Source organism: Bartonella sp. M0192 (assembly GCF_016102305.1).
GTDB lineage: Bacteria > Pseudomonadota > Alphaproteobacteria > Rhizobiales > Rhizobiaceae > Bartonella > Bartonella apihabitans.
Genome location: NZ_JACFOU010000001.1, coordinates 205,123 through 219,919, shown reverse-complemented (window position 1 = coordinate 219,919; position 14,797 = coordinate 205,123). Strand labels below are relative to the sequence as shown.

15 protein-coding genes are annotated in these 14,797 nt (G+C 46.1%); 7 read left to right on the top strand and 8 right to left on the bottom strand.

Annotated features, from left to right (window positions below; genetic code table 11):
* Positions 1–247 precede the first annotated feature (247 nt).
* Complete coding sequence (locus H3S82_RS01030) at positions 248–1,333, top strand: D-alanyl-D-alanine carboxypeptidase family protein (protein ID WP_198233081.1); 1,086 nt, start codon at positions 248–250, stop codon at positions 1,331–1,333.
* Entirely contained in the window at positions 1,330–2,424 is a 1,095-nt protein-coding gene (locus H3S82_RS01025) for a GTP-binding protein (protein ID WP_246785219.1), read from the top strand. The genes H3S82_RS01030 and H3S82_RS01025 overlap by 4 nt, the downstream gene beginning before the upstream one ends.
* 482 nt (positions 2,425–2,906) lie before the next feature.
* Here H3S82_RS01025 and H3S82_RS01020 read toward each other — a convergent pair whose 3' ends face one another.
* The 7 genes from H3S82_RS01020 to tsaD form a co-directional block, all read right to left on the bottom strand.
* A complete protein-coding gene (locus H3S82_RS01020; protein ID WP_369459076.1) occupies positions 2,907–3,143 on the bottom strand; it encodes a sulfurtransferase TusA family protein in 237 nt (78 codons plus the stop codon).
* Positions 3,136–4,329: a murein L,D-transpeptidase family protein gene (locus H3S82_RS01015; RefSeq protein WP_198233083.1), complete on the bottom strand. Its 1,194-nt coding sequence runs from the start codon at positions 4,327–4,329 to the stop codon at positions 3,136–3,138. Before H3S82_RS01015 ends, H3S82_RS01020 begins: the two co-directional genes overlap by 8 nt.
* 742 nt (positions 4,330–5,071) lie before the next feature.
* Positions 5,072–5,740: a methyltransferase gene (locus H3S82_RS01010; protein ID WP_078040220.1), complete on the bottom strand. Its 669-nt coding sequence runs from the start codon at positions 5,738–5,740 to the stop codon at positions 5,072–5,074.
* A 52-nt stretch (positions 5,741–5,792) separates the two neighbouring features.
* Positions 5,793–6,218, bottom strand: coding sequence for an EVE domain-containing protein (locus H3S82_RS01005; protein ID WP_077973236.1), 426 nt, complete (start codon positions 6,216–6,218; stop codon positions 5,793–5,795).
* Between the two features lies 1 nt (position 6,219).
* Complete coding sequence (locus H3S82_RS01000; RefSeq protein WP_198233084.1) at positions 6,220–6,510, bottom strand: YciI-like protein; 291 nt, start codon at positions 6,508–6,510, stop codon at positions 6,220–6,222.
* Positions 6,511–6,513: 3 nt separating this feature from the next.
* Positions 6,514–7,503, bottom strand: a complete 990-nt coding sequence (locus H3S82_RS00995) for an NAD(P)H-dependent glycerol-3-phosphate dehydrogenase (protein ID WP_255519353.1) — start codon at positions 7,501–7,503, stop codon at positions 6,514–6,516.
* Positions 7,500–8,576 carry a tRNA (adenosine(37)-N6)-threonylcarbamoyltransferase complex transferase subunit TsaD gene (gene tsaD, locus H3S82_RS00990; protein WP_198233085.1) on the bottom strand — a complete coding sequence of 359 codons (1,077 nt, stop codon included), beginning with the start codon at positions 8,574–8,576 and terminating at the stop codon, positions 7,500–7,502. The genes H3S82_RS00995 and tsaD overlap by 4 nt, the downstream gene beginning before the upstream one ends.
* 249 nt (positions 8,577–8,825) lie before the next feature.
* On the opposite strand from tsaD, the gene H3S82_RS00985 reads away from it, so the two are divergent.
* The 5 genes from H3S82_RS00985 (at position 8,826) to H3S82_RS00965 (ending at position 14,122) form a co-directional block, all read left to right on the top strand.
* Positions 8,826–9,512, top strand: a complete 687-nt coding sequence (locus H3S82_RS00985) for a uroporphyrinogen-III synthase (protein WP_198233086.1) — start codon at positions 8,826–8,828, stop codon at positions 9,510–9,512.
* Between the two features lie 91 nt (positions 9,513–9,603).
* Complete coding sequence (locus tag H3S82_RS00980; protein ID WP_198233087.1) at positions 9,604–11,097, top strand: COG4223 family protein; 1,494 nt, start codon at positions 9,604–9,606, stop codon at positions 11,095–11,097.
* 16 nt (positions 11,098–11,113) lie between these two features.
* On the top strand, positions 11,114–12,679 hold the full coding sequence (locus H3S82_RS00975) for a heme biosynthesis protein HemY (protein ID WP_198237083.1): 1,566 nt from the start codon (positions 11,114–11,116) through the stop codon (positions 12,677–12,679).
* A gap of 193 nt (positions 12,680–12,872) precedes the next feature.
* Positions 12,873–13,361, top strand: coding sequence for a TerB family tellurite resistance protein (locus H3S82_RS00970; protein ID WP_077973225.1), 489 nt, complete (start codon positions 12,873–12,875; stop codon positions 13,359–13,361).
* 14 nt (positions 13,362–13,375) lie between these two features.
* A complete protein-coding gene (locus tag H3S82_RS00965; protein WP_198233090.1) occupies positions 13,376–14,122 on the top strand; it encodes a glutamine amidotransferase in 747 nt (248 codons plus the stop codon).
* A gap of 48 nt (positions 14,123–14,170) precedes the next feature.
* Here H3S82_RS00965 and H3S82_RS00960 read toward each other — a convergent pair whose 3' ends face one another.
* Positions 14,171–14,689, bottom strand: a complete 519-nt coding sequence (locus tag H3S82_RS00960; protein WP_078040212.1) for a gamma-glutamylcyclotransferase — start codon at positions 14,687–14,689, stop codon at positions 14,171–14,173.
* Between the last annotated feature and the right edge of the window lie 108 nt (positions 14,690–14,797).

Here is a 14,797-nt window from a genome sequence, read left to right as displayed (position 1 = left end):
ATATATACTATATTTCTATAGAGCATGCATCATGATCGGCAAAAAAACATTTTTTCACAGGCAAATCGTTTTTTAATTCCAATTCGGTTAGGGTTTTTCGTATCAACTTATATGTTATCGGTTATATTTTTATGCGATTTTGAATTTTTTAAGCTATAAAGTGAGGAAGCTTTATCACTCGATTGGTAAGAGACAGGTTCTGAAGGAACCGCAAACAAAAAGACAAGTCCGATTTGGATCATTTGATATGCATAAGATATTGGGTATATCCACCCTTTTTGTAATGTTTTTTATAAGCCTGACGTCTGTTAAGGCCAACCCTTATATATCCGTTGATGTTGCAACCGGCCGTATCCTTGCTCAAAATGATGCATTCGACCGATGGTATCCTGCTTCACTCACAAAGATGATGACAGCCTATGTCACTTTCCGTGCTCTTCATAATGGTGACGTTACGCCCGAAACAAGGGTAACTGTAAGTGCCGCGGCTGCAAAACTTCCGCCCAGCCATTCGGGATATAAGCCCGGTTCCGTTCTTGATCTCGACACAGCCTTGTCGATCACTCTGGTAAAATCCACCAATGATCTTGCAACGGCAATTGCCGAAACGGTGGGTGGCTCGGAACAAGCTTTTGTTGTTCGTATGAATGCAGAAGCCCAGCGTCTTGGTATGTTCGGAACACATTTTGCCAATGCCAATGGCCTTCCCAATCCGGACAATTATTCAACAGCCCGTGACCTTGCCGTTCTGGCGGTACAGATCCGTCGGGAGTTTCCGCAATATGCCCATTATTTTTCTATTCCTGCGATCGATTTCGGGGGCGGACGCAAAGTTGAACAAAATTCGAATAATCTGATTGGTCGTTTTTCCGGCGCCGATGGCATGAAAACCGGTTTCATCTGCGCATCCGGATTTAATCTTGTTGCATCGGCGACCCGCAACAAACGCACTATCATAGCCGTTGTTCTTGGTGCCGATCGGATTGATCAACGTGAAGCGCTCGCCGCCAAACTTTTGAATGACGGTTTTGCCAATCAAGGCTCGTCACAAAAGACACTTGCAACTTTGCAGCCTTATGGAACGAAACTCACACAGGTGAGCGATATCAAAGACAGAATATGCAATGACGACGCATGGAAAGCACGTATGCAACATCGCGATGAAAAAGGAAAAGTCATTTTTGACTCACCTTATATTTCGGCTCAACCGCTTAATGTAACGCCGTTGCAAGTGCGGCTGATTTCGGCACCGGCGCCTGCAAAACCGGGTGAAATACCGGCATGGAAAATTCCGGTTCCCACCCCTCGTCCCCAATCAATGGATGCGCAATGACGAATTCGATGAACCGTATCGCTGTTACAATTTTTACCGGTTTTCTGGGGTCGGGAAAAACCACATTGCTTAACCGCGTTCTCAAAGACCCGCTGCTTACCGATACAGCCGTTATTGTCAATGAATTTGGCGAGGTAGGAATTGATAACCTTCTCGTTGAACAAGCCGATGACGGCGTTATCGAATTATCCAATGGCTGCCTTTGCTGTACGATGCGCGGCCAGCTTGTCGATAGTCTCGCAAGTCTCGTCGACCGGCTTCAAACAGGTCTTATCAAACGTTTGAAGCATGTGGTTATTGAAACAACCGGTCTTGCCGATCCGGCACCCATTCTGCAAGCTTTGTTAGGCCATCCGGCAATGGTTCAGGCATTTGTCATAGACGGGGTTATTACCACTGTCGATGCGGTCAATGGTCTGGAAACTCTGGCACGACATAAAGAAGCACGCAATCAGGTTGCATTTGCCGATCGGATTGTTCTCACCAAAACCGATCTTATAAAAGATAAAAAATCTCTCGAACCATTGATGAGCGAGCTCGGCAAACTTAGTCCCACAGCTGAAATTCTCTATTCCGATGCTGCCCATTGCCCACCATCGGCGCTCGTCAATATCGGCGTTTTCGATTTGAGCAAGAAAGCGCCGGATATCAAAAACTGGCTTGGTAAAGAAGAAGACCACGAGCATCATCATCACCATCATGATGTCAATCGCCATTCCGATACGATTCATGCTTTTTCTCTCACGCATGACAAACCCATTCCCTATTTTGCGCTGGAAGCTTTTATAGATCTTTTGCGCGCCAATCACGGGGCGAAAATGCTGCGCATGAAAGGCATTGTCGAACTTGAGGAAGATCCGTCACGTCCGGTTGTCATTCACGGTGTCCAGACCTTATTCCATCCTCCGGTTCGCCTGTCCAAATGGCCGGAAGGCCGTCATGAAACACGGCTTGTTATGATTACCGACGGGATAGATGAAACGACAGTGCGTGAAATGTTCGACGCTTTTTTGGGAAAACCTGTGCTTGATAAGGCTGATCGCGCCGCAATGACAGATAATCCGCTCGCAATACCGGGGTTTAAATTCTAGTCTGGCGTTTTTCGCCAAAGATTTCTGATCCCATTCAACTGGCCCTCCGGTTTTGGCCAGTCTATGTTTTAATTTTTTTTCATGAAAATGGGGCGTCACGAAATGCGGCGCCATGAAACGCGATGTCGAATGGTTACCCCTTTTTAAAAACTGATAATGGAAAATAGCGTGGTTGATGTTGTTATAGGCGTTACCAATTTTTGACCGGAAGCTCTCCAAGCAAACGAAACATTGCCCGTGCCGGAAAGGTTTGACGCGAGGTAAAAAGCAGGAAAATCAAATAGACGCTGTCCGCAATTCCGATAAAAGCGCGTAGCGTCATTTGCGGATAAACGGAATTTCAGGGCGTAGCACAAAAGAAAAATTACCTGCCACGGGATAAAGCCGGACTGTCGTGAGGCTATCGGAATGAGCAGAATGGCTCGCCTTCAAGAAGCGGGCAAAGAAATTACTCTTTTTCTCTTTTGAAGAGGTACCGGTTTTCAGGATTTTCCGTGTGGTATGATAATAAGGTGATGAATGCCGTTTTTGATGCTTTTTTCAAAGCCGTAATTATTCTGGCGGCAATAATTGGCAATATCCAGAGGTGCCAAAGGATCATCGCTCAATATAACGAGCGTCATATCATCCGGTAATGTGGATTGCTTTTTTCTTGTCTTTAAAAGAACGAGCGGGCATTTGAGCCCGCGCAAGTCATAGATAAAACTTTTTTCAGCCACCAAATAATTTCCAGAGAGTTTTCTTTTCCTGTGGCTCATTGGCTGCCGGTGTGACCGGTGCTCCGGAATTTTGCGCCTCTTCTTCGGCAAGCGATTGACCGGCGGCTTCGGGCTTCGGAGTGGGGATAACGGTGCTTGCCGTTTTCTCGGCCGGGTTGGCAGCTTTTGATGCAACCGCATTTTCTTTTACTATATCCGGCGCATCAGGTGTTTCTTTCGATGCCGGTGTCAATGACGGCGGCTCGCGGGAAACCTGAACGCCAGCAGCACGTTTGCGGCTCCAATCGGCAACAAGAGAAGCCTCTTCCACACCTTGAATTGTCGGTGCCGGTGCTTTCATTTTCTTTTCACGGGCAGATGAAAAGGCATCATCATATTTCTTTTGATATGAGGCAAAAGCTGTTTGCAACGATGAATCGGGCGCCGCAGCAGGGCACATGCCAGCCGGTGTCAAAGCTTTCCCGTCGGTATTGCGGTTGAAGACATAGCGTTTTTCACAAACGTCTACCTTCGGCGGGCGTTTTGTTACTTCAAAAATATCATAGCCTTCTTTAAGCATTGTCCAGAATTTATAGTTCGGGTCATTGCGATAACGAGCCATATTTTCGGCAGTCATACGGAACGGAAAGGCTTCAAGCTGGAATTCGCGCTGACCACCTTTGAAAGAATCCCGCCCGAAAGCATAGATCTGCGCAATGTTTTCGTCGCTCATAGAATAGCAGCCGGATGAAGAACATGCTCCATGAACCATCAAATGCTGACCGGTGCGGCCGTTTACCTGATCATAGGCATTGGGAAAGCCGATATTGAAAGCGAGATAATAGTTCGAATTCGGATTCATCTGGCTTGGACGAATTGTGTAAAAACCTTCCGGTGCCTGCCTGTCACCTTCCATATATTTCGGTCCAAGTTTTCCTGACCATTTGCATATATTATAAGTGGAAATGAGGTCATATTTTCCGGTGCGTGTCTGCTTCCAAATCTCGACGACACTTTCTTCCTTGAAAACTCTAACAAGAATAGGCGAATATTTTTCCATATTCTTGGCGGCCATCTTGTCTTGCAATTTTTTGGGCAATTCCTGTGTTGCTTTGCCGATTTGCGGCAAATTTGATGATTGCTGGCAACCACTTAAAAAAGTTGCTGTAAGGAAAAAAGAAGCAAGAAGTGCGGTTCCAATTTTCATTCACTAAGCTCCGGATGAGCAGGCACTCACCAAATCCCAATTGTTCACTTGGCCGAATTTCATTTTGAGAAAAATTGAACTCGGACCAATCCCATTTACCATATCATAATATTAAAAAAATTAAACTTCCCCTAAAAATCTCGGGTTTTCTTATATCGAACGAAAGCAGGGTCTTTGCCGTTATTCATAAGTCCGGATGATGATATCAGCCCTTGAATGCGTGTTATTTTATTTCCGGCGATTGTTCTTCTGATTGGGCACCAAAAAGCAAACTGATGTCGTCTCGCGTTTCCTGTCTCTGGCCTGTTATAATATTTTAAAGACAGGAACTTTGAAGAACCACAGGACAAACCGGCGATAGTGCATTCAAGCTTTGGCTGTTAGCATTGTTCATCACAACAATAATAACGCCCAATGTAATAGCGAGCGAAAGAACAGCCCGGATAATGCGCATCAACCACATATCTGTTCATACCTCTTCATTTCCGTCCTAAGTTCATTTGCCCATCCCTCTTGTTCTCCCCGACAGGTCATTATCAAAAAGGATGAAATCAAAATTATGACGGATAGCACCTATAATATAGTGATTAGGTGGACGGGTTCTAAGGGGTAAGCGGTAAATGCAGCATTAAATAAATTCAAAAAATTTATTATAGAACCGGTTTTTTGAGCGAAATTCGCAAAAAATAGCGCAAAAACCTGCCAAGAACCGACCAAAAACCGGTAATGATTGCCCGAATGATTATTTGCCGGATTGGCACTTTGTTATTTGCCAGATTGTTACTTGCTTGCAGTCATTATCTTCGATTGCTTTGGAAACACGAAGCTTGAACGTTGCTTTTCTTTCCAGCAATTTTACCGGAAGATAAGCGCGTGCAGGATCACCGACAAGTATAACAGTTTTTGACGGGTCGAAATGTTGAAACCAGTCAATGACAGTTTCACTCATTATTTTGTCATAAAAGACATCACCGGCAAGGATAACATCGAAAGCGTTTTGTAACGCCCCGCCTTTATTGACAAGATTGTCATTCTCGATCGTCACGGACACATTGTTGAGGCGGGCATTAAGCCGAATTGCTTCACATGCAAAAGCATCAATATCATTGGAAAGAACCGATAAAGCGCCCGCCTGTTTTGCAGCAATGCCAACCAGTCCCGAGCCGGAAGCAAAATCGAGCACTTTTTTGCCCCTCACTATTTCAGGGTTTTCCAGAATATAGAGCGCCAATGCCTCGCCACCTGCCCATGGAAAAGCCCAGAAGGGTGGAGGAAGATCTATTTTGCCCATCTCGGCTTCGGTCATGTGCCAGAGTTTGTGGACTTCATCGGCCTGATAAAGTTTTATCGACGGGATGTTGAGACAGGCAAGCGGAGAGGTGTTTTCGAGAATGAATGTTTTTTTATTCATCGCAGTCGCGAATTAAATATTTTGTCGAAATTATCAACCCCTGCCAAAATTTTCAGGGAGCCGGTGAAAGTCCACCCATCCGGCAGACTTCTTGCCATTCATCTTCGCGCACAGGCTGTACCGAAAGGCGCATGGAGGTCACCAAAGACATATTGGCAAGCTTCGGATTGGCTTTGACGGCTTTCAAAGTAACAGGTTTCGGCATATCGCAAACAGCGCGGATATCGACACATTCCCAACGCGGGTCATCGGTTGTCGAATCGTGATGCGCAGTTTTGCAAACTTCAACGATTCCAACGATTTCCAGTCCTTCATTGGAGTGGTAAAAGAAACCCTTGTCACCAATTTTCATAGCCCGCATATTGTTGCGAGCCTGATAATTGCGCACACCGTCCCACTGTTCGCCTTCGGCACCTTTGTTTTTTTGCATGTCCCACGACCATTTGAATGGCTCGGATTTGAATAACCAATAAGCCATTTCAGACTTCCTCGGGATTATTGACACCCCAGCGCCACCGACGGATTTTCATATCACTGAAGAGTCCGGCTTTTGCATAAGGGTCGTTTTGAGCATAGCCCTTGGCTTCTTCGAGTGATTTTGCTTCCACAACGATCAAAGTGCCGTTGGGCTTGTCGTTATCATCAAGAAAGGGGCCTGCAAATTTAAGGGTTTTGCCAAGGCTTTTCAGATAGTCGAGATGTTTCGGGCGTATGTCGAGACGAATATGCAAATGGTCTTTTTTATCATTGCAGATAATGGCATAGAGCATTGTCTAATCCTCCGATTTCAAAGGGCGGGTAATAAGCGCAGTGACAGCTTCGTCAATGGTGATACGTCTGTCAAGCAAATCGGCAACGGCATCAATAACCGGTGCAACGATATTTTTTTTGTGGCAAAGGTCGGCAGCACCGGGGGCGGTGGCAACACCTTCCGCCAATTTCAAACCATCGGTCGATTTTTCTTGGCCCAGTGCAAAACCATAAGTGAAATTGCGCGATTTTGCTGATGAACAGGTAAGGATAAGATCTCCCAAAACGGAAAGGCCGGTCATGGTTTCGGCTCTCGCACCCATGGCTTTTCCAATGCGGCGCAATTCAGCAAAACCACGTGTTACAAGAGCGGCTTGTGCACTGGCACCAAGGCCACGTCCTGCTGCAGCACCGGCGGCAATAGCAAGAACATTTTTTAACGAGCCGCCAATTTCTACGCCGACAATATCATCACTCGCATAACAACGAAAAACCGGTCCCGAAAACAGATTGGCAATTTCTTTGGATAGGTCGATGTTTTTTGCGGCAATTGTTACGGCTGTTGGCAGGCCACGGGCAACATCTTCGGCAAAACTCGGGCCGGAAAGTGTTGCCATATGATGATTTGGTAAAATATCCGAAACAATGTCGGACATGAAGCGTCCGGTTTTCTGCTCTATGCCTTTTGCACAAAGAATAATCGGGGCTTTTTCAGGAATAAAGCGGGCAAAACTGTTCAATGCGGATGCAAAAACCTGAGCCGGAATGACAGCAAGAACAAAATCGGCACCGCCGAGTGCATAAGCTGCATCGGTTGTGGCTAAAAGTCCCGACGGTAAAACCACATCCGGCAGATAATACGGGTTGATATGATTGTTATTGATTTGTTCGACGGTTTCACGATTGCGCCCGTAAAGTGCGACATCATGCCCGAGATTATGAGAAAGAACGGCAAGCGCTGTCCCCCACGCACCGCTTCCCATGACAGCAATTTTTTTACCCGTTTTGTTCAAGCTTTGGCTCCCCGTCGTCCGGCACCGATCAATGGTGATGACTGTTCATCAAGTGGCCAGCGCGAACGCGGCGCAATATCGAAGGATGAACGGTCACCATGAATAAAATGTTGAAGTCCGGCATAAGCAATCATGGCGGCATTGTCGGTGCAAAGTCCGATTGGCGGTGCGATGAATCTGAATCCATGTGCGTTGCACAATTTCTGCAATGAATTGCGAATGGCTTTGTTTGATGCAACACCACCCGCAACAACAAGAGAAGCCTCTTTATCAGGATATTCGTTTTTGAAAACAGCAAGCGAACGTTCGACGCGGTCGCTCAATGTATCGGTCACGGCAAGTTCGAAAGAGGCGGCAATATCGGCAATATCCTTGTCGCTTAAAGGTGCCATTTCCATAGCGGCTTGTCGTACTGCGGTTTTAAGGCCGGAAAACGAGAAATCGAGCCGTTTTTCACCTTTCAATGGTCTTGGCAGTTCAATTCTTTGATTATCGCCTTGAGCGGCCAGTTTTTCGATAATCGGCCCGCCGGGATAGGGAAGGCCAAGAAGCTTTGCCGTTTTATCGAAAGCTTCCCCCAATGCATCGTCAATTGTTGTGCCAAGGCGTTTGTAATCTCCCAATCCGTTGACCAGAATAACCTGTGTGTGACCGCCTGAAACAAGAAGCAGAAGATAGGGATAGTCAAGATTATTGGTGAGTTTTGCCGTCAGCGCATGGCCTTCCAGATGATTGATGGCGATAAATGGCTTGTTTGCGGCAAGCGCCAGTGCTTTTGCCGTCATCAAACCGACAATCAATCCGCCGATCAGTCCGGGGCCACCTGTTGCGGCAATGGCATCAATATCCTCGAGTTCCAGTTTTGATTCTTCAAGGGCGCGTTTGACGAGCCCGTCCAGAATTTCAACATGGGCGCGTGCGGCAATTTCAGGAACAACACCACCATAAGGAACGTGGTCTTCAATCTGGCTCCAAACGATATTGCTTACGATATGGGCTTTATCACCCTCGTCGCGTTCGACGATAGCGGCAGCCGTTTCATCACAACTCGTTTCAATTCCCAAAACACGCATTTTGTGCCTCAAGTTCCTTTCCATAAGCCATTTCAGGCAAGGTTCGATCTGTCGCCAAGGGGCTTTACCCTCATTGTTGGCAAGGCCTTTTATTGTCAGTTTTATCTTTTTTCGCTATTATTGAAAGCACAACTTTAAAACCGGTTTTACCAAATAGCCAGTTCTATCAAATAGAATCTGTGAAGTCTTGAAGAAAAGCGATAAAGCTTGAATTCCACCGTTCGTTTTAAAGAGAGGGAGTTTTCCTTTATGGTCATTCTGGTGACGCGCCCTGAACCCGGAGCAACGCGAACCGCGGAGCATTTGCGTCATTTGAAGTTATCTCCGTATATTTTGTCTTTGTCGAAAACCGTTCAATTACCGGTTCTCCGGCAGGATTTTTCCTGTGATGCAGTTATTGCAACAAGTGAATCGGCATTTTTATATGGAAATTTAGACCTTATTGAAAAATTGCGCGAGAAACCGCTCTATGTCGTTGGAAAACATACAGCAGAGGCAGCAAAAAAAGCCGGTTTTTCCGATATCGTCTTTGCCGCACCCAATGCGAAAACACTTGCACACAAAATAGAAAGAGCATCAGGCGATCGCATTCTTTATCTTGCCGGTCATGTGCGTCGGCCCGATCTTGAAGAACAATTGCACCAGAAATACAAATATTTCGAGACGATTGAACTATATGATACAATACCGATAAAGCTTGACGACGAACAAAAACTGAAGATTCCGCAAAAAATCGATATCGTTATGCTCTATTCAGCTATGGCTGCCGCTGGTCTTGCGCAAATTAGCAGCTATATTAAACACTCAACAGTATTTTTATGTCTTTCGACGCGCATAGCAAATGCTGTTCCAAAAACATTTTTGAATGCAATAGTTATAGCATATGAACCGAATGAAGATGCGATGTTGGATGGGGTGAAGGCAATATTGGCTTAAAACTGTTTTTACCCTTTTCGAATGATATAAACCATTCTTTCATTTCACGCCGGTATTCTGGTCACGGATTAAACAAGGAAAGCGAGGAGCTATGGCAGAGCCTCAAAAACCAAAGGCGAAATCTCAACATTCAGGGAAAGCCCGTAAGCCCCCATTGGTCGATCTTCATGCAGAAAAGACTCTTCACGCAGAAAAGACACTTGGCGCAGAAAAGACCGGTATTCCGGAAGCCGAACCTGTGGTTATTGGCACTAATCAGAAAAGTTCCGTGACAGAAGCGCGAGGGCAGAGTGACAAAACCTCCAGTGCTAAAATCTCGCCCGAGGTTAAGACCGAAAACAAAAAATCTGCCGGTGAAGACGCAGGATTAAAGCCTGCGGATGCGAAAACTGCAGAGGCAGCTGATAGAGAAAAAAGTGGGGTAAAAATGGCAAGTGACCAGACCTCCCATAAAGGTGGAAAGAATAATAATGGCTCACCATTGTCCGCACAAGAAAGCGTGAGTGGAACAAAAGGGGGGAGCAGCCTCAGCCACTTTGTTTCGGGTGTTGCCGGAGGTGTCATCGCTCTTATCATCGGAGCAGGCTTGCAATGGAGCGGTTTGTTGCCAGGTTTTTCAGAACAGGATCGTTCCACGCAAAGCAAATTAGCAAATCTTGAAAAGGCAATTGCGAGCCTCAAACAGAATGCGGTGGATGGCGCCACTGTAACAGCAGAGCTTTCTTCTGCCGATCGGCAGGCCCTTGATAACGTTGTGGCTCATGTCAGCGAGCTTGACAGTAAAACAAATTCTATGGGCGAGCAATTGTCCGGTGTGATTGATAATGTTGAAACATTGAACAATGTTGTCAATTCTTCCGTCAGCGATAACGCCAATCCGCAGGCAGCCGAAATTCTGACAAACAAATTTACCGACATTCAAAACCGGTTGCAAACTCTTCCCGCGATTTCGGAAAAATCGGTTAAGGCTCTCGATCTCGCTCAAGGAAATGCTCAAAATATAGATCAATTGAAGAAGCAGGTAGAAGAGATAGAAACTGCGCTCAAAACGCCCGTTCAGGGCAAGGATGTTGCTGCAATAACGGCGGCGAATGCGCTTAAAAATGCTATTGATCGCGGTGGTTCCTTTGCAAACGAACTTGGCCTCCTTCAAAATATTGCTCCCGATTTGACAGTCCTAGATGATCTCAAGCAATATGCCGACAAAGGTGTCCCCAATCAGGCCGAGCTTTCAGACGATTTCGCGCGGGTTGCCGACCAGATTTCGAAAACAGACAATCAACCGGCAGATGATGCAGGTTTTGGTGAAAAATTATGGGCTGGCGCAAAAGGTCTCGTCACCTCCCGCCCTGTCGGCAATGTCGAGGGAAATAGCGCCGGCGCAATTGCTGCGAGAATGGAAGTAGCAATCAAGAAAGGGGACAATGAACGTGCTTTGAGCGAATGGCAAAACCTGCCACAAAGTGCCAAGGATGTTTCATCCGGTTTTATCTCGAAGTTGAAAATAAGGCGTGATGCCGATGCGGTTTTATCGGAGATATTGAACAGCCTTATGTTTCCGTCCACGCCACAAGACTTGAATTAGAGGAGTATGAAGAAAAATGGTTCGCGTCCTCTTTTACGTTCTTGTGATAGCAATTCTTGGAGCCGGTTTTGCCTGGCTTGCCAATAATCCCGGCGATCTGGTTATGGACTTCGGCTCAAGCCGGGTCACTGTTTCTGTTTTGACAGCAGTGATTGCTTTTGTTCTTCTTGTTGTCGTCGTTTTGCTTTTGCTCTTTGTCCTGAAATCGGTTTTTTCAGCGCCGCGCAAACTTTCCCGTCACTTCGAGGAACAACGGCAGAAAAAAGGTCGTGATGCATTGTCAAGCGGACTTTTGGCAGTTCTCTCCGGCGATGTCGATACGGCCAAACGGATGAATAAACGTGTTGCCCGTTATCTTGATAGCGAAAATGAACCTCTCGCCAAATTTCTCGAAGCAAAAACATTGCTTATTGAAAATGATGTTCCCAATGCACTTCGCGTTTATGAAGAGATGAGCAAATCTCCGAAAACACAATTGGCGGGGCTCCACGGGCTTTATCGTGAAGCGATGAGATCGGGTGCGTATGAAGCCGCCGGTCAATATGCTGAAAAAGCAAGTTTGATAGCGCCATCTGTAAATTGGGCCAATCAGGCAATGCTTGACCGGTTATGCGCCGAAGGCTCATGGGACAAGGCGCTCGAGCTTTTTGATCGGGAAGTTAAATCTTTGCCACGCGCCGAACGGTCCAACAAGAAACTCACACATAAGCGGGTGGTTCTTTTGACAGGTCAGGCGAGAGATATGTTCGAATATTACCCTGATGACGCGCGCAAAACCGCACTGAAAGCCCAAAAGCTCGACCCGTCTTTTGTGCCTGCGACACTTGTGGCAGCCGATATTCTCTATCGTCAGCACGAAACCGGTAAAGCTGACAGGCTCATTGAAAATTTATGGAAAAAGTCACCCCATGCCGATCTCGCAAGCCTTTATTTGAATGGCGAAGAGCGTGCCGTCGACCGCTTGAAAAAAGCAAAAGTTCTTGCGCAAAAAAATCCGCAAAGCTTTGAATCATGCTTCATTGTTGCGCGCTCGGCTTTCGATGCAGGCGAACTTCAGCTTGCGCGCGAACAGGCAGAAAAAGCGGTGAAGATTGCACCCCGCGAGAGTGCCTATCTTTTGCTTGCCGATATTGAAGAAGCGCAAAGCGGTGATCAGGGGCGGGTTCGTCAATGGTTGTCGCTGGCGGTGCGTGCCGATCGTGATCCGGTTTGGATGGCAGATGGCAAAACTTTTAACAAATGGCAACCGGTCTCGCCGATCAGCGGCAAATTGGATGCTGTGCATTGGCAGGCTCCCTCACGCACTCCCGGATTGACTTTAAGTCCTGATGAAGTCATTCCCGCTACGATCGAACAAATGCCGGTAAAAAGCAAAAAAACTGCCGGTACAGATCATGGCAACACAACGAAAACCGACAGCACTTCAACAATGATAAAAGACCGAGAAGACAATAGCAAAGCAACACAAATCTTTCATACCAAACCGGTTGTTGTTGTTGATGCCGTTGACCCGTCAAAACCGGATATTCCTGTCGATGTCACAAGGATTAATGTTGATGATCCGGGCGTACGCAAAAAATAATGTTTAAAAAACATTGGAAATTGGGCAATAGTTTGCAAATTTATTGCGAATAATTGGTCGTTAAAGGGTTTATCAGGACTATAGGGGTAGGCTTTTTAAAGCTTGATGAAAAGACGGGTCAAACACTTAATATGTGTTCAGGATAGTCTGTGATTTCGAACGTCTAATTTAATCTGAATGGCGAGGACAGAGATTGATATTACAGAAATTTGCAGACTTTTTACAATCACTCGGACAAACCGGTCCCGAGTTTGGCGAAGATGATCCTCGCGTGGCGGCGATCGCCTTGGCTTTTCACATTGTTGATGCTGATGGTCAGGAACAGGGTGTCGAGAAAAAAGTCCTCTATGACATTGTCTCCCACGAATTCGAACTTGCCGGACCGGAGGTAAAAGCTCTGATTGAAGCTGGCAAAGCGGCCAATCGTGACAGTCTTGATATTTTCAAATTTACCTCGACATTAAAACGCCATCTTACAAAAGAAGAATGTATCAACTTTATTGGATTATTGTGGGAAATTGCTTATGCCGATGGTTATATTTACGAATTGGAAGATACGCTGATCTGGCGAATAGCCGAAATGATCGGTGTTGATCGTAAGAATCGTTTGGAATTGAAAAAAATGGCGGCACAGAGAAAACAGGTTTTGGAAATGCCGAAAAGCCCGCCATTAAATAAATAGGTCGTTGAAATAAAATGTCATTGGCGGACGAAAAATCTTCCACGGAAGAGAAAAAGCAAAAAATAGCGGTTGTCTTGCATCAGGCCTCTTCAAGTACCGGACGCATCGGCCAAATCTTGCAAAAAAACGGGTTTGAACTCAGCATTTATCGGCCGGTATTGGGGGATTGTCTTCCGACAACATTGAAAGATTATGCGGGTGCAATCATTTTCGGTGGCCCGATGAGCGCTAATGACAATGAACCCTTTATCAATCGCGAGATGGACTGGATATCGGTTGCGCTTAAAGAAAATAAACCATTTCTCGGAATTTGTCTTGGAGCGCAATTGCTGGCCAGAAATCTTGGTGGGGTGGTCAAACCACGTAGCGATGGTGAAGTCGAAATCGGCTGGTATCCGATCGAAGCGACCGGATCTGGCAAGCGTGTTATGGATTGGCCGAAAATGGTTTATCATTTCCATAGCGAAGGCATTTACGATTTGCCGCAAGGTGCGGAACTTCTGGCCAAGGGGAACACCTATCCTACTCAAGCCTTCCGTTATGGTGACAATGCGTGGGGTTTGCAATTCCATTCCGAATTGACACGTGCAATGATGCAGCGTTGGGTGGTGCATGGTGCCGAACGGTTAGAGTTGAAAGGTGCCCAATGTGCAAAATCGCAACTCGAAGGACGTTTTGTCTATGATCCGGCGTTGCGCCGCTGGATTGAACAGGCACTTGTCAAAATGTTTGGCAAGCCGCAAAAAACCCTCCAGTCCTGACCGGTAATATCCGATGCAGTTTTAAAGGTTGTTGATTATTGGAAGCGATCAGTCCTGAAGAAGTTTTGCAAGCTTTTCCAAAGACTTGTCGGGAATGCCCATTTTTCTTAAACTTGCTGCAGTATTGACCACGTAATCAATGTTGGAGCCGGCAAGCCCATGACTTTGACGGATAATCATCGCCATATTTTCCTGATCCATTTTTTTAGCATATTGTTCGTGTGATTGATCGGCAACAAAAAATAGTCCGTTGACGATGCGTCCATCTTTCAGGTGGATAGGTTTCAGTTTTTCGATATAGACACTGTTTACCTGTTCACGTTCAATCAGGTAATCGTAGGTTTTTTTTGTGTCTTCTACCGGAACATGAAATGCCAGCCCGTCACAACACCCACCGCGGTCTAACCCCAGAACAAGGCCAGGATTTTCGACGGTTCCACGATAGTGGTTGGAATAGATACATAAAGAACGATGATAGCCGTAAAGTCGGGCGGGCGACATAAAATCATAGTGAAAGCCGGGATTCCACATCAACGAGCCATAGCCGAATACCCAAAAGTCGTGCATTTGTCGCTCATCCTCATTTCATGCACTTTTCCATGGATTTGATATATGCACTAAAAAAAGCATAAATGTCTATGGAGATATAAAGCTTTATTCTCTATGATCAGTGCA